Source organism: Yinghuangia sp. ASG 101, assembly GCF_021165735.1.
In the GTDB taxonomy this organism is placed as follows: domain Bacteria; phylum Actinomycetota; class Actinomycetes; order Streptomycetales; family Streptomycetaceae; genus Yinghuangia.
The window spans coordinates 376968-397278 of sequence record NZ_CP088911.1 but is presented as its reverse complement, the minus strand read 5'-3'; the positions used below and the strand labels follow the sequence as shown (position 1 = coordinate 397278).

The window sequence follows — 20311 nt, the reverse complement described above, 5'->3', positions numbered from 1 at the left end:
CCCGCCCCGGCCCCGCCGAAACGCCGCCCCCGCGCCCGCACCCCGCGGCCGGCGGCGGGTCGGCGGGCCGCACCCGGAACGGTGTTGCCCCGAACGGAGGACACGCGCGGGGGAGGGCGCGGGCCGGGTCACGGGGAGCCCGCGGGCCGGGCCCGGAACGGCGTTGCCCCGGAAGGGGGACGGGACCGGCGAGTGAGCGGGACCGGTCGCCGTCCGCCCGCTCCGCGGGTGATCCGTGTACCGCGCCCTAACATAGGGCGGCGGGTCGCGTCGGGTGAACGGCGGTCCACCCCAACTCCCGTCGTGAGAGGCAGTCGATGGCCACAACCCGCCGTGTCGGTACGGAGAAGTCCAAGACCCGCGCCGTCCTCCTCGACAGTGCCGTGCGGCTCATGTTGGAGCAGGGGTACGCGGCGGTCTCGTACCGCAGCCTCGCCGCGAAGGCCGGGGTGACCGCGGGGCTCGTGCAGTACTACTTCCCGACCTTCGACGACCTGTTCGTGGCGCTGGTCCGGGACCGGTCCGCGCGGACCCTCAAGAAGCTGGAGAAAGGCCTCCGGGGCGAGCGCCCGCTGCACGCCATCTGGGAGTACGCCAACAACAAGGACGCCGCGGCCCTCACCGCGGAACTGACCGCCGCGGCCAACCACCGCAAGCCGATCCGCGCCGAACTCGCCCAGGCCGGCGAGGAGGCGCGCGCCCGCGCGCTGGCCGCCGTGGCGCGCACCGCGGAGAAGCAGAGGCTGCTGGGCGAGGAGGTCTCGGCCGACGTCATGGTGTTCCTCCTGACCAGCCTTCCTCGGATGGTGATCATGGAGCAGTCCACCGGGATGACGACCTCCCACGCCGAGACGATGGCGTTCCTGGAGGCCTTCCTCGCCCGCGTCGAGCCCGACGAGCCGGGCGAGCCCGACGAGGGGGACGCGGGCGAGGGTGCGTAGCACCGCAACAGCCGGTGCCGTCGGGGTCAGGCGTCGGGACGGGAGGCCCACGCGGTTTCGACGGCGTCGGCGAGCGCCTGCCCCTTCGCGAAGCCGTAGTACGCCGCGAACTGCAGGACAAGTTCGTCCATTTCCTCCTTCGTGAGGTCGCCGGAGTGGAGGGCGGACGTCACGTGGGAGGCCAGCGGGGTGGCGGCGTCGCACAGGGCGACGCTCGGGACGGTGATGAGGCGGCGGTCGCGGCGGGTGAGGCCGGGCCGCTGCCACACGTGGCCGAAGACGAAGTTGAGGATGCCGGCCTGCCGGTACGGCGACGTGGGCGGCGGGGCCGGGCACAGGTTCACGTCGATGAACTCCCGCGTCCCGCGCGCCTGGCGCGCCTCCCAGTCGCCGGGGCCGAGGGTGTCGTAGTCGAGCGTCGGCCACGGCGGCGGCTCCTCGCCGCGCTCGTGGTGCAGGCGGGCCCACTGCCTCGCGACGGTGCCCTCCACGTGGGACGCCTTGGGCCAGCCGTTGTAGACCGCGAAGTGCAGCACGAACTCCAGCATCGCGGTCAGGTCCATGTCCCCGCTCGCGAGGGCCGCGTACACGTGCTCGTCGATGGGGCCGGGGGCGTCGGCGGCCGAGACGCAGGTGAGGGTGATCCACCGGCGGTCGCGCCGGGAGAGGCCGGGCCGCGACCAAACGTCCCGGTACAGGAATTCGCGTGATGCCTGGCCGAACGGCGTTGTGCTTGCGGGGAGTTCACTCGCCAACACGTCGGCGCCGATGCGCTCGGCGCGTCCCTCGTCCATGGGTCCTCCATAAGTCGTCGGGTGCCCCGGGCGGGGCCGGGGAGGGGACCGGGCCGCCGCGCGGTCCGCGTGCGCCGGAAGCGGCACGGACACGGCGGGGCGGCCCGGGTGATCGTGGGCGATCAGATGCGGATGAAAACGTTCTTCGTCTGAAGGAATTCGTACAGCCCCTCCCGGCCGCCCTCGCGCCCCACACCGCTGTGCTTGTAACCGCCGAACGGCGCGCCGGGCGGCTGCGCCGACGGCCCGTTGACGTGGACGCTGCCGGACTCGAGACGCGGCACGAGGCGCTGCACGCGCGACGAGTCCCGCGTCGCCAGGGCGGTGCCGAGGCCGTACGCCGTGCCGTTGGCGATCGCGACGGCCTCGTCCTCGTCGGCGAAGGGGATGAGCGACAGGACCGGCCCGAACACCTCGTGCTGGGCGAGGTCGCTCGCCGGGTCGACGTCGGCGAAGACGGTCGGCTCGACGAAGAACCCGTCGCGGACCTCCTCCGTCAGCGACGCCGGGTCCGCGGCGTGGCCGCCCGCGACCAGGCGGGCGTCCTTGCCCGCGCGCTCGATCACGCCGAGGATCCGCTCGCGGGACGCCTCGTTGACGACCGGCCCGAGGCCCGTCCCCGCGGCGAAGGGGTCGCCGGGACGCAGGGCCGCAGCCGCGGCGGCGGTCGCCTCGACGACCCGGTCGTAGACGTCGCGGTGGATCAGCATGCGGGTCGTGAGGTTGCAGCCCTGCCCCGCCAGGTTGCAGAACGACCGGGCCACCTCGACCGCGGTGGCGTCCAGGTCGGCGTCGGGGAACACGATGCTCGCGGTCTTGCCGCCCAGCTCGGTCAGCACCGGCTTGAGGGTTTCACTCGCCGCCCGCAGGATCTTCCGCGCCGTGGGAATGCCGCCGGTGAACGAGACCATCGCGACGTCGGGGTGGCGCACCAGCCGGTCGCCGGCCTCGGGGCCGCCGGGCAGGACGTGCAGGACACCCGGCGGCAGGCCCGCCTCCAGCGCGATCTCGGCGAACCGGGCGACGGTGAACGGCGCGAGGTCGGGCGCCTTGACGACGACGCAGTTGCCGGCGGCCAGCGCGGGGGCGATCTTCATGCCGACGGAGACGATCGGTCCGTTCCAGGTCAGGATGATGCCGACGACGCCGTACGGCTCGGGGACGGTGTAGTCCAGGCCCGCGACCATGGCGGGGCTCGGCGGGATCGTCGCGCCCTCGATCTTGTCGGCCCAGCCGGCGTAGTACCCGAACCACTGCGCGCACAGGTGCACCAGCGCGGTGGACACCCCGATCGGCGCGCCGACTTCGAGCGAGTTGAGCCGCGCCAGCTCGCCCATGTGCTCGTTCATCAGCTCTTCGACACGCTGGAGGATCCGGCGCCGCTTGTCCGGCGACAGCGCCCGCCACTCGGGCTCGGCCGCCTTCGCGGCGGCGACGGCGGCGTCGATCTCCCGCGGCCCGGCGAGTACGACGGTGCCGTTGCCCCGCGCGGTGGACGGGTTGACGTGCTCACTGCTGCCGAGCGACGCCCGGTCGAGCCAGGCGCCGTCGACGAGCGGCCGGGCGACACCGAGGTCGCCGGTGACGGGGGAAGGGGTGGTCATGGGGTACCGCCTTGTGTCGTCGGGAGGTCAGGGGTCGCGTACGGCGGAGCGGGCTCGGCGCGGAGGGCGAACCACCGCTGCCGGCCGAGATGTTCAGGGCGGGGCGCACGGTCGTTGCGAGCCGGGCGGGTCTCAACCCGGGTGCGGTTGGCCGCGCGGGGCCGGCGGCGGGGGCGGACCCCCGTGCCGTCACGCCGGCGGCTCCTCCGCGAGCGTCGCCAGCGTGCGTTCGGCCAACTCCGCGAGTACCGCCGGGTCGGCCGCGGGGCCGTCCGCGCGGACGAGGTCGAGCAGGATGTCGACGTCCTTGCGGAGCAGCGACCGCGCCTGCCGCAGGCCGCCCAGGTTGAAGCCGGACGCCGCGAGGATTCCGGCGGCACGCGTACCGCCGGTGCCGTTCGCCAGGACCTGGGCGACGGCTGCTCGGTCCATGCCGAGGCCGTCGGCGAGCGCGAACGTGTCGAGCGCGAGACCGACCTGCACGGTGAACACGAAGTTGTTGAGGGCCTTCGCCGCCTGCCCGCTGCCGAGGGGGCCCAGGTGGATCACCGGGTCGGCGAACGCCTCGAACACCGGGCGGCAGCGCTCGACATCGGCCTTGTCGCCGCCCGCCATCACCAGCAGCCGCCGGGCCGCCGCGGCCTGCCCGCCGCCGCTCACCGGCGCGTCGACGACCGCGATGCCGCGCGGCGCGGCCTCGGCGGCGATCCTGCGGCACGTGTCGGGGTGGATGGTCGCGTGCACGACGACGACACCGCCGCTCGCCAGGCCCGCGAAGACCCCGTCCGCACGCGTCAGGACGTCCTCGACGTCGGCGTCCGCGACCACGCACAGGCACACGATGTCGCTGCGTGACGCCAACTCGGCCGGCGTGGCGGCGACCACGGCGCCGGTGTCCGCGAACGGCTCGGTCGACGCCGCCCGCCGCGCCCAGACGGTGAGCGGATGGCCCTCGTCGACAATCCGCCGAGCCATCGGCGCGCCCTGGCTGCCGAGGCCGATGAAGCCGATGCGTTCCATGGGGGTGTCCTTCCGGATGGGTGCTGGGGGCGGTGTCGGGACGGGCGAACGCGGGGAATCCGCGGGGGTGTTCGTGGTGGTGGGCGGGTGTGGCGGGCGGCGGGACGCGGTTCGTGACGCGGCACCGCGGCCGTGCGGGGTGCCCGCCCGCCGGGCTTCGGCGGCTCACCGGCTTCGTCGGCGCCGGCGGGGGCCGTCCGCGACGTCCCCGCCCCCGGATGTCCGCGGCTCGCCCGCTTCGTCCTCCCCGCCCACCTCGGACGGCCTCCCCGACACCGCGCTACAGCCGCATGACCCAGCCGCCGTCGACGCTGATGGTCTGGCCGTTGATCCACTCGCCGGCCGGTGAGGCCAGCAGCAGCAGGGCGCCGAGCAGGTCCTCCGCCGGGGCGGACTTCTTGCCGGGGATGGCCGCGGACAGGGCCGCGCGGGCGGGGTGGTCGGCGGCGAGGCTGCGCCACGCGGCGTCGTTCTCCACGAGGCCGGGGGCGATGGCGTTGACGTTGATGCCGAGAGGTCCGAGCGAGCGTGCGAAGCCGGCGGTCAGGTTGACCAGCGCGATCTTGCTCGCGCCGTAGATCCCGCCGGCGTGGAACGCCCCCGCGGAGACCTGGTTGATGATCCGGCCGCCGCCGCGCCCGACCATCGACGGCTTGACCGACGCGATGCAGTTGATCGCGCCGAAGACGTTCACGCGCATGACGCGGTCGAGCCATTCGGCCGGCAGGTCGAGGATGTCGACCTGCGGGATCTCGGCCATCAGCGCCGCGTTGTTCACGAGGATGTCGACGCCGCCGAAGGCCTCGGCGACCTTCGCGGCCATCGCGTCGGTCGCGGCACGGTCGGTGATGTCGGCCTGCACGCCGATCGCCGCGTACCCGTCCTTGGCGAGGGCCGCGGCGGCCTCCTCCGCGCGGGCCGCGTCGAGGTCGGCGAGCGCGACCGAGGCGCCCGCGTCGGCCAGGGCCCGGGCGTACACCTGCCCGATGCCGCCCGCGCCGCCGGTGACGATCGCGACCTTGCCGTCCAGTCGCATCCGGTCGATTGTGTTCATCTGTGTCCTTCGCAACGGCTGGTGGGGTCTGGGGATGTGCTCAGCGCGACGCGGACGTCACGTCAGGTCCTGGGTGAGTCGGGCGAGGTACGCGTCGAGGTCGGCGCCGTGTTCGCGCAACTCGTCCGCGGCCTCGGGGGCGGTCAGGATGAGGAACCGGTCGGCCGCGACGCCGTCGGCGACCAACTCGCCCACGGTTTCGGCGTCCAGGATCGGGAAGCTCGGGCCGCGCGGCGACGTCGGGCGGCCGTGGAAGGTGATCTGCTCGACGATGTTGGTCGCCACGCCCGCCGGGCACAGGCACGAGACGCCGATGCCGCGCGGGCGCAAATACAGCGCCAACGACTCCGACAGCCCGACCACCGCGTGCTTGGTGGCGGTGTAGGGGAGCCGGTCGAAGCCGTACGGCAGCAGCCCCGCCGTGGACGCGGTGTTGACGATGTGGCCCGACCCCTGCTCAAGCAGCACCGGCAGGAACACCAGGTTGCTGCGCACGATGCCCATGAGGTTGACGTCGACCACGCGCTGCCACGTCTCCAGCGGGATGTCCTCGACCTGGCCCACGGCGAGGATCCCGACGTTGTTCATGACGAGGTCGACCCGGCCGAACCGCTCCAGAGCGAGGTCGCGAACGGCCTCCAGGGCGGCGGTGTCGGTGACGTCGCAGACCGCGGACACCGCCCGGTCGCCCAGCTCGCCGGCGACCGTGCTCGCACGCTCGGCGTCGACGTCGGTGACGACGACGCGCGCGCCGCGCCGGGCGAAGGAGTGCGCGGCGGCGCGGCCGATGCCGCTTCCGCCGCCGGTGACCACCGCCACCGCGGCGCCCAGATCGATTCCCATCAAACGGCCCTTCTCTTGCCGAACGGTGAACAGGCTTGGTGTGGCCGGGAGTTGGTCGGCTCAGGGGTGGAACGGCAGCGCCAGCGCGGTCGGGTCGAAGCCCTCCGACGTCGACGGCGGCACCGAGGTCGGGGCGCTCAGGAACCCGACCAGGCCGTCGATGAGGTCCTGCACGTGCAGGTCGAACGGCAGGACGTGTCCGCCGTCCAGTTGCGCCCGCTCGCGCTGCGAGCCCGCGTGGACGGCGAACGCCATGGCCTGCGCGACGCGGTGGCTGCGCAGGGGTTCGGGGATGTGGGCCAGGTGTTCGGCGATGGCCTCGCGGAACGTCCGTGTGGGCTGCCGGAATTCGTCCGACATCTGGTCGAACACGTCGCGTCGCCCGGTCTGTTGCAGCTTCGCGACGAAGCCCAGGTAGTGGCTGCCCTGCTGTTCGCCCTGCTCCAGCACCGGCACGATGTGGCATTCGACCCACGACCGCAGGTCGTTCGGACGGAGGCGGGCCGCGAGCACGCGGCGGCGCTCGTTCAGATCCGGCAGCCGGTACTCGAAGATCGCCTGGATCAGCCGGTCTCGGGAGCCGAAGTGGTACTGCACGGCGGAGTTGTTGCCGTTGCCGGCCGCCGTGCTGACCTGGCGCAGCGAGACGCCCTCCAGGCCGTGCGCCGCGAACAGGCGCTCCGCGGCCAGCACGATCTGTTCCTTCACGGATGGCTGAATCACGGGCACCACATTCGCGAGAGGACGGTTCGTCGAGAAGAAGAATGACGTTTTCGTTCGGGCGTGATGATCGAAGCACGCGTGTGAACGCGAAGTCAACTGTCTTCAGAAAGAGACAGGCGAGGTCACGCCGAAGCGCGCCGCCTTCCGCGCGCCGCGTCAGACCGTCCGGTGCGGCCCCTGGTTGCTCAGGACCGCCGCCGTGAACGGATGCCCGGCCGGCAGGCCGTACGCGTTGCGGTGCAGGCTCCGGACGATGCGCAGGACCTCGTCGCCGGACGGCAGCCGCCCGTCGGGCGACCACGCGAGCAGCAGACCCGGATACGCCGTCGGCGGCTCGTCCCGCCCCGGCATGACATAGCCGCGCACCGGCAGCGCGACCGCGCCCAGGCGCTCGTAGAAGCGCTGCCGCCGCTCCCGGATCTCCCGCTCGGCCGACGCCGCGGGCGCCCCGGCCGGGTCGTGGATCTCCATCACCATCCGGGGCGCCTCCGCGGGAAGGCGCTCGACGACGCCGCGCCACAGCCGCCCGCCCACCCCGCCGCCGCGCCGGGCCGCGTCGACCGCGAGGTACTCCAGATACGTCCAGCCCTCCGGGCCGGGCCACGACAGCGTCGCGAGCCCCACCGGCACGGACCCCTCGCACAGCACCAGCGTGCGCGCCTCGGACGCCTCCGCGCGCCGCAGCAGCGCGTCGAACGAGTCGCGGTCCCACGGCTCGAACGCCTCTTCGAAGATCTCCCGGACCGTCTCCCGGCCCGCGGCCCCCAGCTCTGTCAGCGACACAAAAACGTCGTCGTCCATCGGAACCCCTCGGGTGGCGTCCACGGTCCCGCGCCCCGATACCCGCGCGCCGCCGCCGGAACCGGAATCACCCTTCGTGCCGACCGGTCGAACAAGCCGCTCTACCCTGGAGCGCGCGGGCACGCGCGCCCGGGAACCTCCAGCGACGAGAAGGCCATGACCCGACCCGTAAAACGCATCACCAGCAAGGACGTCGCACGCGCCGCCGGCGTCTCCCAGACCACGGTGAGCTTCGTCCTCAACAAGCGCGCCGGCCACGCGATCCCCGAGGAGACCCAGCGCCGGGTGCTGGAGGCCGCCCGACGCCTGGACTACCGGCCGCACGCGTCCGCCCGCAGCCTCGCCGCCGGGCGCAGCGACATCGTGCTCCTCTCCGTACCGGACCTGCCCATCGGGTCGAGCATCAGCAGGTTCGTCGAACAACTGGCCGCCGCCCTCGCCGACCACGGCCTGACCCTGGTCACCCACCTCGCCGGGGCCCACGGCCGCCCGCTGCCCGACGTGTGCGCGTCGGTCGGCGCGACGGCGGTGCTCGGGCTGGGCGCCTTCGACGCCGACACCGTCCAGACGCTGTACCGGGCGGGCGCCGACGTCGTGCTCCCGACCGAGGCCGAGGACGCCGAGGCCATGCGACCCATCGGCCGCCTCCAGGCCGAGCACCTGATCGGGCGCGGCCACCGCCGCCTCGGGTACGCCCTGCCCGGGCACCGCGCGCTGCTGCCCATGGCCCGCGAACGCCTCGCCGGCGTCGCCGACGCCTGCGCCGAGGCCGGCCTCGCGCCGCCGTTCGTCGCGGACACCACCCTGGACGTCGCCGTCGCCGCCGAGGCGGTGGCCGCGTGGCGGCGCGAGGACGCGACGGGGGTCTGCGCGTTCAACGACGAAACCGCGATCGCGGTGCTGGCCGGCATGCGCGAGCACGGCCTCACCGCACCCGGCGACATCGCGGTCGTCGGCGTCGACGACACCCCCGCCGCGCCGCTGGTCGCGCCGCCGCTCACCAGCGTCGCGTTCGACCTGCGCGAAGTCGCCCGGCGCCGCGCGGTGTCGCTGGCGGCGGCCCTGGCCGGAGAACAACGCGACGTCGTCCCCGAGGGGGAACTCCCGCTGGAGGCCCGGGTCGTGCGCCGCGCGTCCGCGTGACACCGGGGAGTGACACCGCGAGGTGACTCCGTGCAGCCATATCGGTACGGTGAGTTGCCGTGTGCCGTCGTGTGCGGCGGGCGCAACTCCGGACCGAAGGACTGCCGATGGAAACGACCACCTTGAACAACGGCGTCGAGATGCCGATGCTCGGCTTCGGCGTCTACCAGATCCCCCCGGACGAGACCGAACGCGCGGTCGCCGACGCCCTGGCCGCCGGCTACCGGCTGCTCGACACCGCGGCGGCGTACCGCAACGAGGACGCCGTCGGCCGCGCGATCAAGAGCAGCGGCATCCCGCGCGGCGACCTGTTCGTCACGACCAAGCTCTGGGTCGAGGACACCGGCGAGGAGAACACCCGGCGCGCCGTCGACACGTCGCTGCGCCGGCTCGGGCTCGACCACCTGGACCTCTACCTGATCCACCAGCCGTACGGCGACGTGTACGGCTCCTGGCGGGCCATGGAGGCCCTCAACCGCGACGGCCTCCTGCGGGCCATCGGGGTGTCCAACTTCACCCCCGACCGGCTCGTCGACCTCATCGACCACAACCGCGTCGTCCCGGCCGTGAACCAGATCGAGACCCACCCGTTCTTCCAACGCACCGCCGACCAGCGGCTCATGGTCGAACGCGGCGTGCAGATCGAGTCGTGGGGGCCGCTCGCGGAAGGCCGCAACAACCTGTTCACCGACCCCCTCCTGCGCGAAATCGCGGACGGGCACGGCAAGTCCGTCGCGCAGGTCGTCCTGCGCTGGCTCCTCCAGCGCCGCGTCGTCGTCATCCCGAAGTCGGTGCGACCGGACCGCATGGCGGAGAACTTCGCCGTCTTCGACTTCACCCTCACCGACGCCGAGATGGCCCGCATCGCGACGCTGGACACCGGCGGCTCGCTGTTCCTGGACCACCGCGACCCCGACGTGGTGAGCGCCATCGGCAACGCCCGCCTCGCCGACCTGCACTGAGTCGGCCGGCGGGCGTCCCCGCGAGGCACCGCGGCGCCGCCGCGACTCCCCGAAAGGGGGACCAAGGGCCGTTCCCGTCCTTCGGGCGGGAACGGCCCCACGTCGTGCGCGGCCCCGAAAGCCGACGCGGTCTCGGGGAAAGCCGATGCGGTCTCGGGAACCGTGGGGACGAGCCGGGGTCAGCCTCGCGCCGCCGCGACCGGCTTGCGCAGCAGGACCATGAAGAAGCGCGTCTTGCGCGCCACGATGTTCCGCGCCGCCGGCAGGCCCGCGATCATCAGGTCGGTGAACTCCGCCCCGAAACGCTGGGTGAACGCCTCCCGTTGGTCGTGGCACGCGAGCGCCATCACGTTCATGGTCATCGCGAGGTTCGCCGACAGGTCCTTCAACTCCAGGGTCTGGAACCCCGCCTGGTCGACCAGCCCGAAGAACTCGGGCATCCGGAGCGGCAGGTTCGACGCCAACATGCCGTCGAACACCGCCCGTTCGGCCTCCGTGAGCGCGTCCGTGAGGACCGACTCCAGGACCATGAGCACCCCGCCGGGACGCAGCACGCGCCACGCCTCGCCCAAGGCCTTGGCCCGGTCCATGTGGCAGATGCTCTCGACGGCCCACGCCGAGTCGAACGTCGCGTCCGCATACGGCAGTTGCGCGGCATCCGCGTGCTCGAACACGAGCTTGTCGAGCAGCTTGTGGTCACGGGCGAGCTTGTTGGCCCGCTCGATCTGCTGCCGGCTGATCGCCACACCGGTCACCCGCGCACCGCGCTGCTGGGTCAGCCGCAGCGCGGAACGCCCGGTGCCGCAGCCGATGTCCAGGACATGGTCGCCCGGCCGCGGGTCGAGGGTTTCGATGAGGTAGTCGGTGTAGCGGTCCTGGGCGAGCGACGACAGGTCGACCAGATCGAGGTTCGCCGGCTGCGGGCGGTCCGGCGGGAACCACAGCCCGCAGTGCACGCTCTCGCCGAGGGTCTGGTGGTAGATGTCGCCGAACTCGTCGTACCAGTCGCCGACTTCCTGGGGTGACACGGTCGTCTCCGGCACCGGCGCCGGGGCCGCCGTCGCGTCCGGCTCGGCGGTCGCGGTGGTCGTGGTCGTCGAATCCGTCATGCTGCGCTCCGTGGGGCGACGAGGGTCGATACGGGTTGTGCGGGGCGCCGGGTCACCACGTGACCGGCAGGTTCAGCAGGCTGCGGACCTGCATGCCTTCCTTCCACTCCAGGTCGGCCACGGGAACCGCGCAGCGCACGTCCGGCAGCCGCGAGAGGAGGGCGTCCAACGCCACCCGCATCTCCAGCCGGGCCAGCGGCGCGCCCAGGCAGCGGTGGCTGCCGTAGCCGAACCCGAGATGCGGGTTGTGCGTGCGCGCGAGGTCGAGGCGGTCCGGGTCGACGAAGACCGACTCGTCGCGGTTCGCCGACGGGATCGCCGGCAGCGCCGACTCCCCGGCGCGGACGGTCGTTCCGCCCAGTTCGACGTCCTGCGCCGCGTACCGGGCGAAGGTGACGTGCGAGATGAGCGGGACGTACCGCAGCAGTTCCTCCACCGCGGACGGCATCAGGTCGGGCCGGCCCTGGAGCAGCGCGCGCTGCTCGGGATGCGTCAGCAGGACGTGGATCGAGTCGATGAGCTGCGACGACACCGTCTCGTGCCCGGCGATCAGCAGCACGCTGGCCAACTCCACGAGTTCCGTCTCGGAGAGCTTGTCCTCCTCGTCGCGGGCCTTGACCATCGCGGTGATCAGGTCGTCCTGCGGATCCCGCTCGCGGTTGACCATCAGCTGCCGGATGTAGTCGTGCAGCCGCTTGGTGTCCTGCTCGATCTCGTCCTCCGACATCACGGTCGTGGCGGAGAACGCGTCGAGCCAACCCCGGAACTGCGCCCGGTCCGGGAAGGGCACGCCCAGCAGGTCGCAGACCACCGTCCCGGCGTACGGGACGGCGAAATCCTCCATGAGGTCGCCCGGCGGCCCCTGCGCGACCAGGTTGTCGAGGAGCCGGTGCGCCTCCCGCTCGATGCGGGGGCGCAACCGCTCCACGCGCTGCGTCGTGAACGCCTTGGCCAGCAGGCGGCGCAGGCGCGTGTGGTCGGGGGCGTCCATGCCCAGGATGCTGGTGTGGATGGGCAGCGGCGTCAGCCGCGACTCGTCGTGCTCGCGCGCCAGGGCCCGGCTGAAACGCCGGTCGCCCAGGACCGTCTTGACGTCGGCGTGGCTGGTCACCAGCCACGCGTCCTCGCCGTACGGGCATCCCACGCGGACGACGGGCTCGTCCCGGCGCAACTCGGCGTAGCGGGGGTCCACGTCGAGCGCGACTGCCTCGGTGAACGGGTAACTCGGCGGTGCCTGCGGTTCGTTCATGCGGATCGCACCTTCGCGTACTCGTCGGCGTGCTCGATCAGGCTCTTGGGGCGCATGTCGGTCCAGTGGTCGTCGACATAGGCCAGGCACCGTTCGCGCGTGTCGGGCCCGTGGACGACGGCCCACCCGGCGGGCGCGGCGTGGACCGCCGGCCACAGCGAGTGCTGGCCTTCGTCGTTGACCAGCACCGTGAACGTGCCGGCGGTGTCCTCCCGGGGATCGGTCACGAGGGGTTCCTTTCCTGGAGTCGGCGGGACGGGAGGGAGGCGGGTCGGTCGTCGGCCGACCGCTCGACGGGCGGCGGCGTGGTCGGCCGCGTGGACCGCCGCGCGGCCTGCCGGGCGGGCGGGAAGAACCCGGACGCGATGAAGTGGTCGGCGTACGTGCGGACCAGCCGGTCGTCGAGCGCGGGGAACACCAGCCCCGAATCGGCCAGCCCCGCCCGCGTGTTGGAGCGGTCGAGGGCGAGACCGCCCAGCCGGGTGAGGGTGGGCAGGGTGTCGGCGAGCAGCACCGCGGCGTCCAACGGGCTGGCCTCCGCCGACGCGTCGGCGCGCCGCCGCAGGGTGCGCGCCCACGCGTCGAAGTCGGTGGTCGTCAGGTGGTAGCCGTGCGCGCGCAGGCCGTCGAGGAGGGTGTCGAAGGAGACGGGCGACGGGCACGTGATGTGGTGCGCCAGCCCCTGGCTGCCGGGCTGCCGCGCCAAGTGCACGATGGACGCGGCGGCGTAGTCGACCGGGACGAGGTCGACCACGGGCGCGGTGTCCGCCAGCGGCGGCAGGTGCGGCGCCGTCCCGAGGAGCAGCATCGCCCGGACAAGCTGCCACAGGACGTCGCGCGGCGATCCGGCCCCGGTGACGCTGTGCCCGCTGATGCGGCCACACCGGAACACCGTCGCGGGAATCCCGCGGTCGACCGCCTCCCACACCAGTTGCTCCGCGACCCACTTGCTGGCCGTGTACCCGTCGGGCAGGACCGACCGCGCGGGCACGCGGTGGCACTCCCGGATGGTGCCGCGGATCTCCCCCCGGGGCACCGACACCGCGGCGGTCGACACGTAGTGCACCGGCGTCCGGCCCGACCGCGCCGCGAGACGCAGCACCTCCGTGGTGCCCGCGACATTGGCCGCCTTGAGCCGTGCGTACGAGTCGAGCGCGTTGACCCGTGCGCCGTTGTGGTAGATCGCGCCCACGGTGTCGGCGAGTTCGTCGAAGCGCGCGGGGGAGAGGCCGAGCAGCGGCTTCTCCAGGTCGCCGGGGACCGGATGCACGCGATGCGCCGCGGAGGCGTCCCACACCCCGAACCCCGTCAGGTTCCGGCGGATGCGGTCGGCGGCCCCCGCGGGGTCGTCCGCGCGAACGAGGCAGTGGAGGTCGGCGTCCGTACGGTCCAGCAACTCGCGCAGCAGGAACGCGCCGAGGAACCCGGTCACCCCGGTCAGCAGGATGTGCCGCGGGCCGGACCCGGGGCGCGTCCCGGCACGGGGGTGCTCGCGGGCGCCCGCGGTGGCGGGGCCTGGTGATGCCGGCACGGTCTCGGTGGCGTGGTCCCGCGGGCCGGACCCGGGTGCGGGGCGGCGCGGGGGACGTGCCGTCTCCACGAGGATCGCCGGGTCCAGCGCGGCGTCCGCGATCAAATCCGCCGGGGTCGGTCCGGCCGGTCGTACGGCGGCTCCGGCCCGGCGCTCCGCCGTCGCGGCAACGGTCGCGGTATCGGTCGCGTCGCCCGGTGCCGTGCCGACCGAGGCGTCGATCCCGCCGTCGATCACCGACACCAGCTCCGCCGCCGTCTGTTGCTCGAAGAGCGTGCGTACCGGGAGGTCGGCGCCGAGCCGGTCGCGCACCCCGCTGATCACCCGGGTCACCAGCAGCGAATGCCCGCCCAGGGCGAAGAAGTTGTCGTCGATGCCCACCCGCGGGACACCGAGGACTTCGGAGAACACCGCGCACACGGCCCGCTCACGGGCATCGCGCGGTGCGCGCCCGGTCGACAGCGCCTCGAAATCCGGGGCCGGGAGGGCCTGCCGGTCGATCTTCCCGGTCGGGGTCAGCGGCATCGCGCCGAGCGCGACCACCGCCGACGGAACCATGTACGGCGGCAGCAACCCGGCCAAGTGGGCGCGCAGTTGCGCACCGTCCACGGACGCCCGCCGAGCGGGCACCGCGTACGCGACCAGCGTGGTGTCGCCGCGCGGACCCGGGCGGGGCACGACGACCGCCTGCGCCACCCCGGGGTGCCCCGACAGCACGGCCTCGACCTCGCCGGGTTCGATCCGGAACCCCCGGATCTTGACCTGGCTGTCGGTGCGCCCGATGAACTCCAGCTGCCCGTCCGGATTCCACCGCGCCACATCGCCGGTCCGGTACATGCGGGTGCCCGGAGCCCCGAACGGGTCCGCGACGAACCGCTCGGCCGTCAGGCCCGGAAGGTTCCGGTACCCGCGCGCCGGCCCGGCCCCGGCGACGTGCAGCTCGCCGGCCACACCCGGCGGGACCAGCCGCAGGTCCCGATCCAGGACATACGCGCGCACCCCCGCCGTCGGCCGCCCGATCGGCGGCGTGCCACCGCCCGACAGCGGCGCGCTGAGCGTCGCGCACACCGTCGTCTCGGTGGGGCCGTAGCCGTTGATGAGGCGGCGGCCGGCCGACCACTGCCGGGCCTTCTCCTCCGACAGCGCCTCGCCCGAGACGATCATCGAGGTCACGGACGGCAGTTGCGCGGGCTCCATCGCCGTCAGCGCGGCGGGCGGCAGCGTCGCGTGGGTGACCCGGTGCCGGGCGACCAGCGCGACGAGGTCGGGCCCCGGAGCGATCGCGTCCGTCGACGCCATCACCAGCGTCGCCCCGGTCAGCAGCGCACCGCAGAACTCCCATACCGCGCCGTCGAAACTGTGCGTCGCGAACTGCAGGACCCGGCTCTCGTTGGTGACCCCGAAGCGGCGGCGCTGCGTCTCGACCAGGCTCGCGAGGCCGGTGTGCGTCACCACGACGGCCTTGGGGCGGCCGGTCGACCCCGACGTGAAGATGACGTACGCCGGGTGCCCGGGCGTCAGCGGGCACAGCCGCTCGCGGTCGCCGACATCGTCCGACTCCGTGGTCTCGGGGGAATCGGCCTGGCCCGGGAGCAGCGTGTCCATCAGGAGCCGGGGCAGCTCCGCCGTCGCGGGCATCCGTGCGGCGGTGGCCGCGTCGCTGAGCAGCAGCGCCGGTTCGGCGTCGTCGACCATCGTGCGCAGCCGCGCCGGGGGGTAGTCCGCGTCCAGCGGCACACACGCCCCGCCCGCCTTCGCCACCGCGATGGTCGCCACCACGGCGTCGGGCGTGCGCGGCAGCGCGACCGCGACGGACCGCTCCGGGCCCACGCCGTGCGCGATCAGCCGCCGCGCGAGCCGGTTCGCCCGCGCGTTGACCTGCGCGTACGACATGGTCCTGACCCGGCCCGCGGGATCGTCGAACAGCAGCGCCGTGGCGTGCGGCGTCGCGCGGACCTGCGCCTCGAAGAGGTCCGGCAGCGTCCGGGCGGGTACGTCGGGGCATCCGTCGGTGGCGCGCGCGAGCAGCCGCTCGCGCTCGTCGGGCAGGATCACGTCGAGAGCCGACAGGCGCGTCTCGGGGGCGGCGGTGACGGCGTCGAGCAGCAGCGTCAGGCGCCGGAACAGCCGCTCGACGGTGTCGCGGTCGAACAGGTCGGTGCTGTACTCCGCGACCGCGTCCATGCCCTGGGGACTTCGGTCGTCGCCGTGGCGCTCGCGCAGGCTCAGCGACAGGTCGAACCGGCACGCCCCCGTGCCCACATCGCGTTCCTCGACCGCGAGGCCGGCCAGCTCGGGGGTCGCCCGCGCGGTGTTCTGCAGTGCCAGCATCACCTGGAACAGCGGGTGGTGCGCGAGGTCGCGGCGCGGGGCCAGGACGTCCACCAGACGCTCGAACGGGGTGTCCTGGTGGGCGAACGCGCCCAGGTCGGTCTCGCGCACGCGGCCGAGCAGATCGTCGAACCGGGGGTCGCCCGAGGTATCGGTGCGCAGCACGAGCGTGTTGACGAAGAACCCGACCAGCCGGTCGAGCGCGGGGTCGGTGCGCCCCGCGACCGGGGTGCCGACCGCGATGTCGGAGCCCGCGCCGAGCTTGGTCAGCAACGCGGCCAGGGCCGCGTGCAGCACCATGAACACGCTCGCGCCGCGGCGCTCCGCGAGGTCGCGTACGCGACGGTGCAGGTCGGCGTCGACGGTGAAGTGCGCGGTGTCGCCGCGGTGCGAGGCCACCGGCGGACGCGGCCGGTCGGCGGGCAGGTCGACGCACTCGGGGAGCCCGGCCAGGACCGTCCGCCAGTACGCGAGTTGGCGGGCACCGAGACTCGTCGCGTCGGTCTCGGGCCCCAGCAGGCGCCGCTGCCACAAGGCGTAGTCGGCGTATTGCACCGGCAGCGGCGCCCAGTCGGGTGCGGCGCCGTCGCGGCGTGCCGCGTACGCGTCGGCGAGGTCGCGCCACAGCACCGGCAGCGACCAGCCGTCGCACGCGATGTGATGGATCGTCAGCGCCAGCGTGTGGCTGTGCGGGCCGGTGGTGAACAGGCGGGCGCGCACAGGGAGTTCCCGGGACAGGTCGAAGCGGCCCCGGACCTCCCCGGCGACCGCCGAGGGCAGCGCGGCGGGCGCGACATCGCACACCTCCAGCGTCGGCCGCGCCGCGTCCAGCACGCGCTGCCGGGGGATTCCGCCGGACTCCGCGAACACCGTGCGCAGGCTCTCGTGCCGGGCCACGAGGTCGCCCAAGGCCTCCCGCAGCGCGGCGACGTCGACGGCGCCGCGCAGGTCGGCGACCAACGGCACGTTGTACGCGGCACCGTGCTTGTCCAGCCGCTCCAGGAACCACAGGCGGCGCTGCGCGAACGACAGCGGCAACTCGGGGGGACGCGGCGCCGGGACGAGGGCCGGCCGCTCGCCCGCCGAGGCGCGGCGCACCCGCTCGGCCAGCCCGGCGACGGTGGGCGACTCGAACACGCACCGGACCGCGAGGTCGACGCCGAGGCGCGACCGCAGCCGCGTGATCAGGCGGGTCGCCGACAGCGAGTGCCCGCCCAGGGCCAGGAACCCGTCGTCGATGCTCACCTGCGACACCCCGAGGATGTCGGCGAACAACTCGCACAGCAGCTTTTCGAGCGGATCCCGCGGCGCCCGGCCGTCGTCGGCCGACCCGGTGCCCGGGGCCGGCAGCCGCCGCCGGTCCACCTTGCCGTGTGCGGTGAGCGGCAGTTCGTCCAGCACGACCACCGCCGCCGGCACCAGGTACTCCGGCAGGCGGTCGCGCAGGAAACCGCGCAGCGACGCGAGCAGCGAGCCGGTGTCGCGCGTCGTCGTCGGGGTGTTGACCAGGGCCGACACGTGTCGACCGGCCGCGCGCGCCGGGCCGGGGGCGAAGCCGGGGCACCGGGACGTCAGCACGACGTCGAAGGTGTCGTCGTCCCGGGCCGACCAGCACGCCGACGCCCGCAGGCCCGCGTCCTCCGCGACGGCGTGGAACTCGTCCAGCACGGCGTAGTCCGCGTCGTCCCGTGCCGTCAACGGCGTGACGCGGCCCGAGGCCCCGCGGCCCCGCAGGGCCCGCAGCGCCGCGCTGACCGGTGCCATGCGCCCGTCGGGTACGCCGGTCACGCGCACGTCCCCCGAACCGGTGCTCCGGAGGAGGGTCTTGAGGTCCGCGGGGCGGCCGACATCCGCCCCCCAGCGCAGTTCGCGCACCGGGGCGGCGGGGCGGTGCGCGGCCTCGGTGCCCTTGCGCAGCACGGCGTCGTACCGGTAGCGGGTCAGCTCGTTGACCGCCCGCCCGCGCTTGACCCGGACCTCGCAACCGCCGACCTGCGGCAGCGCGTCCGCCAGGTCGGTGAAGAACGCCGGGTCCACGAGGAGTTCCTTCTCCCGGGCCAGATTGTGCTCGACCGCCGCGAGCACCGCGCCCGGATCGGGCTCGGCGGGCAGGTCCGGCCGGCGCAGCCCCACATCGGCGTGGAACGCGCGCAGCGACCGCAGGTTGCGCACGTCGCCGACGAACACGGCACCGCCGGGCACCAGCAGGCCGAGCGCCTTGGCGAGGACGTCCCGCAGATAACCGCCGTCGGGGAAGTACTGCGTCACCGAGTTGACGACCACGGTGTCGAAGAAGTCGCGCGGCAGCCCGTCGACGTCGTCGGCGGTGCGTGTGCGCAACTCGACCCGGCCGGCCAGCGCGACGTCCTCGCGCACGAGGCCGCCGAGCGCCGCCACGACCCGCTCGGAGAAGTCCGTGCCCCAGTAGGAGTCGCAGTGCGGAGCCAGCTCGGACATCAGCAGGCCGGTGCCGACGCCGATCTCCAGCACGCGGCGCGGGCACAGTTCGCGGATGCGCTCGACGGTCGTGTCGCGCCACTCGCGCATCTGCCCGGCCGGGAGCGGGCGGCCGTCGTAACTGCTGTTCCAGCCGGAGAAGTCCGTGCCGACGCGCTTCGACGCCGTGCCGTCGTACAGCGTGTCGTAGATGCGCCGCCACTCGTCGACGGTGTCCGAGGTGTCCGAGGTGTCCGAGGTGTCCGACCGCGGCTGCCCCGCCTCCGGTTCGTCCGCCCGCGCCGGCACCACATACCCGATGACGCGCGGTTGCCCGGGCCGGTCCTCGCGCACCGTGACCGCGGCCCGTGCGACGCCGGGATGCCGGGCGAGCACCGCCTCCACCTCGCCCGGGTCGACCCGGAAGCCCCGGATCTTGACCTGGTCGTCGCCGCGGCCGACGAACTCCAGCAGCCCGCCGGGCCCGTGCCGGACCAGGTCGCCCGTGCGGAACAGCCGCGCCCCGGGCTCGCCGGCCGGGTCCGCGACGAACCGCTCGGCGGTCAGCCCCGGTTGGTTCCAGTAGCCGCGCGCCACACCCGAGCCGCCGATGTACAACTCGCCGACCCCACCCGCCGGCACCGGGCGTAACCCGGGGCCGAGCACGACCGTGCGCATCCCGGCCATGGCCGTGCCGATGGGCACCGCCGTGCGGATCGCGTCGGCGTCGGCGACCGGGTGGCAGGTGGCGAACGTCGTCGTCTCGGTCGGCCCGTAGCCGTTGACGACCGTGACGCCCGCACACGTGCGCAGCACGCGGCGCACGGCCGCGGGGGCGACGACGTCACCGCCCGTCCACACCTCGCGCAGCCCGGCGAAGCAGCGCGGCTCCTCCTCCGCGAGCACCGAGAACAGCCCGGCCGTCACCCACAGCCCGGTGATCCCCGTATCGCGCACCGCGGTGCCGACGGCCCGCGCGTCGAGCGCACCTGGCGGTGCCACCACGACCGTGCCGCCGCACAGCAACGGCACCCACAGCTCGTACGTGGACGCGTCGAAGGCGTGCGGCGAGTGCAGCAGCACGCGCTCGTGCGCCCCGCTGCGCCAGGCCCGGTCGCGGGCCAGCCCGACGATGTTCTCGTGGGTGACCGCGACGCCCTTCGGCACGCCGGTGGAGCCGGACGTGAACATCACGTACGCCAACTGGCCCGGATGGCACGGCGGCACGGCCGCGCGCGCGTCCCCGCCCTGCTCGTCGAGGAGCGCGCGCACCGTCAGGGCGCGCACGCCGCACGCCGAGGCGAGCTCCGCGCCGGGCCCGCCCTCGTCGGTCAGCAACAGCCGCGCCCCCGCGGGTTCCAGGGTCTGCTCCAGCATCCACCGCAGCCGCGCGGCGGGCTCGCGGTGGTCCAACGGCACATAGCAGGCCCCCGCCTTGACCACGGCGAGGAAGGCGACGACCAGCTCCGCCGAGCGCTCCATCAGGACCGCGACGCGGGACCCCGGCCCCACACCCAGGGCGGCGAGCCGGCGGGCCAGCAGATCGGACTCGGCGTCCAGCCGGCGGTAGGTCATGGGCCCAGCGGCGCCGATCACCGCGATGTCGTCGGGAACGCGCGCCGCCTGGCGGCCGAAAACCTCCGGGAGCGTCCCGGAAGCGGCGGGGGCGGGCGGAGAAGCGGGACGGGACGAGGCATCGGTGGTGTGCTGCCGATGGCGCACGGGCCGGTTCTCCTTTGCACAGGCTCACCGGACGCGCCCGGTGAGATG

At 73.9% G+C, this 20311-nt stretch carries 14 protein-coding genes; 3 read left to right on the top strand and 11 right to left on the bottom strand.

The genetic code is table 11. The annotated features are described in order from the left end of the window. Nucleotides 1-317 precede the first annotated feature (317 nt). Nucleotides 318-941 (top strand): TetR/AcrR family transcriptional regulator, encoded by a 624-nt coding sequence (locus tag LO772_RS01705; RefSeq protein ID WP_231776506.1) that lies wholly within the window; start codon nucleotides 318-320, stop codon nucleotides 939-941. A gap of 26 nt (nucleotides 942-967) precedes the next feature. On the opposite strand, the gene LO772_RS01700 is transcribed toward LO772_RS01705, so the two are convergent. From LO772_RS01700 to LO772_RS01670, 7 genes are all read right to left on the bottom strand, one after another. Beyond that, on the bottom strand, nucleotides 968-1735 hold the full coding sequence (locus LO772_RS01700) for a carboxymuconolactone decarboxylase family protein (RefSeq protein WP_231776505.1): 768 nt from the start codon (nucleotides 1733-1735) through the stop codon (nucleotides 968-970). A gap of 122 nt (nucleotides 1736-1857) precedes the next feature. Then, nucleotides 1858-3339 (bottom strand): aldehyde dehydrogenase family protein, encoded by a 1482-nt coding sequence (locus tag LO772_RS01695; RefSeq protein WP_231776504.1) that lies wholly within the window; start codon nucleotides 3337-3339, stop codon nucleotides 1858-1860. A 189-nt stretch (nucleotides 3340-3528) separates the two neighbouring features. Continuing rightward, nucleotides 3529-4359, bottom strand: a complete 831-nt coding sequence (locus LO772_RS01690) for an NAD(P)-dependent oxidoreductase (protein ID WP_231776503.1) — start codon at nucleotides 4357-4359, stop codon at nucleotides 3529-3531. Nucleotides 4360-4639: 280 nt separating this feature from the next. Further along, nucleotides 4640-5413 (bottom strand): SDR family oxidoreductase, encoded by a 774-nt coding sequence (locus LO772_RS01685; RefSeq protein ID WP_231776502.1) that lies wholly within the window; start codon nucleotides 5411-5413, stop codon nucleotides 4640-4642. A 57-nt stretch (nucleotides 5414-5470) separates the two neighbouring features. Continuing rightward, nucleotides 5471-6256: an SDR family oxidoreductase gene (locus LO772_RS01680; RefSeq protein ID WP_231776501.1), complete on the bottom strand. Its 786-nt coding sequence runs from the start codon at nucleotides 6254-6256 to the stop codon at nucleotides 5471-5473. Nucleotides 6257-6316: 60 nt separating this feature from the next. After that, entirely contained in the window at nucleotides 6317-6979 is a 663-nt protein-coding gene (locus LO772_RS01675) for a TetR/AcrR family transcriptional regulator (protein WP_231776500.1), read from the bottom strand. Nucleotides 6980-7135: 156 nt separating this feature from the next. Continuing rightward, nucleotides 7136-7780, bottom strand: coding sequence for a GNAT family N-acetyltransferase (locus LO772_RS01670; protein ID WP_231776499.1), 645 nt, complete (start codon nucleotides 7778-7780; stop codon nucleotides 7136-7138). Nucleotides 7781-7936: 156 nt separating this feature from the next. On the opposite strand from LO772_RS01670, the gene LO772_RS01665 reads away from it, so the two are divergent. Both LO772_RS01665 and LO772_RS01660 read left to right on the top strand, forming a co-directional pair. Further along, the gene (locus tag LO772_RS01665) at nucleotides 7937-8923 is read left to right on the top strand and encodes a LacI family DNA-binding transcriptional regulator (protein WP_231776498.1); all 987 of its coding nucleotides are present in this window, start codon (nucleotides 7937-7939) and stop codon (nucleotides 8921-8923) included. A 107-nt stretch (nucleotides 8924-9030) separates the two neighbouring features. Then, nucleotides 9031-9885: an aldo/keto reductase gene (locus tag LO772_RS01660; RefSeq protein WP_231776497.1), complete on the top strand. Its 855-nt coding sequence runs from the start codon at nucleotides 9031-9033 to the stop codon at nucleotides 9883-9885. Nucleotides 9886-10064: 179 nt separating this feature from the next. Here the strand turns inward: LO772_RS01660 and LO772_RS01655 are convergent, their stop codons facing one another. The 4 genes from LO772_RS01655 to LO772_RS01640 are packed head-to-tail and all read right to left on the bottom strand — an operon-like array spanning nucleotide 10065 to nucleotide 20263. Next, a complete protein-coding gene (locus LO772_RS01655; protein ID WP_231776496.1) occupies nucleotides 10065-10994 on the bottom strand; it encodes an SAM-dependent methyltransferase in 930 nt (309 codons plus the stop codon). Between the two features lie 52 nt (nucleotides 10995-11046). Next, nucleotides 11047-12243, bottom strand: coding sequence for a cytochrome P450 (locus LO772_RS01650; RefSeq protein WP_231776495.1), 1197 nt, complete (start codon nucleotides 12241-12243; stop codon nucleotides 11047-11049). Further along, nucleotides 12240-12470, bottom strand: a complete 231-nt coding sequence (locus tag LO772_RS01645; RefSeq protein ID WP_231776494.1) for an MbtH family protein — start codon at nucleotides 12468-12470, stop codon at nucleotides 12240-12242. Before LO772_RS01645 ends, LO772_RS01650 begins: the two co-directional genes overlap by 4 nt. Continuing rightward, the gene (locus LO772_RS01640) at nucleotides 12467-20263 is read right to left on the bottom strand and encodes a non-ribosomal peptide synthetase (RefSeq protein WP_231776493.1); all 7797 of its coding nucleotides are present in this window, start codon (nucleotides 20261-20263) and stop codon (nucleotides 12467-12469) included. Before LO772_RS01640 ends, LO772_RS01645 begins: the two co-directional genes overlap by 4 nt. Nucleotides 20264-20311 lie beyond the last annotated feature (48 nt).

What these genes read in the sequence shown, in the direction of transcription:
- LO772_RS01690 (WP_231776503.1), bottom strand. Translation starts at nt 4,359, where the DNA reads ATGGAACGCATCGGCTTCATCGGCCTCGGCAGCCAGGGCGCGCCGATG.
- LO772_RS01685 (WP_231776502.1), bottom strand. Translation starts at nt 5,413, where the DNA reads ATGAACACAATCGACCGGATGCGACTGGACGGCAAGGTCGCGATCGTC.
- LO772_RS01650 (WP_231776495.1), bottom strand. Translation starts at nt 12,243, where the DNA reads ATGAACGAACCGCAGGCACCGCCGAGTTACCCGTTCACCGAGGCAGTC.
- LO772_RS01660 (WP_231776497.1), top strand. Translation starts at nt 9,031, where the DNA reads ATGGAAACGACCACCTTGAACAACGGCGTCGAGATGCCGATGCTCGGC.
- LO772_RS01665 (WP_231776498.1), top strand. Translation starts at nt 7,937, where the DNA reads ATGACCCGACCCGTAAAACGCATCACCAGCAAGGACGTCGCACGCGCC.
- LO772_RS01700 (WP_231776505.1), bottom strand. Translation starts at nt 1,735, where the DNA reads ATGGACGAGGGACGCGCCGAGCGCATCGGCGCCGACGTGTTGGCGAGT.
- LO772_RS01670 (WP_231776499.1), bottom strand. Translation starts at nt 7,780, where the DNA reads ATGGACGACGACGTTTTTGTGTCGCTGACAGAGCTGGGGGCCGCGGGC.
- LO772_RS01705 (WP_231776506.1), top strand. Translation starts at nt 318, where the DNA reads ATGGCCACAACCCGCCGTGTCGGTACGGAGAAGTCCAAGACCCGCGCC.
- LO772_RS01680 (WP_231776501.1), bottom strand. Translation starts at nt 6,256, where the DNA reads ATGGGAATCGATCTGGGCGCCGCGGTGGCGGTGGTCACCGGCGGCGGA.
- LO772_RS01655 (WP_231776496.1), bottom strand. Translation starts at nt 10,994, where the DNA reads ATGACGGATTCGACGACCACGACCACCGCGACCGCCGAGCCGGACGCG.
- LO772_RS01695 (WP_231776504.1), bottom strand. Translation starts at nt 3,339, where the DNA reads ATGACCACCCCTTCCCCCGTCACCGGCGACCTCGGTGTCGCCCGGCCG.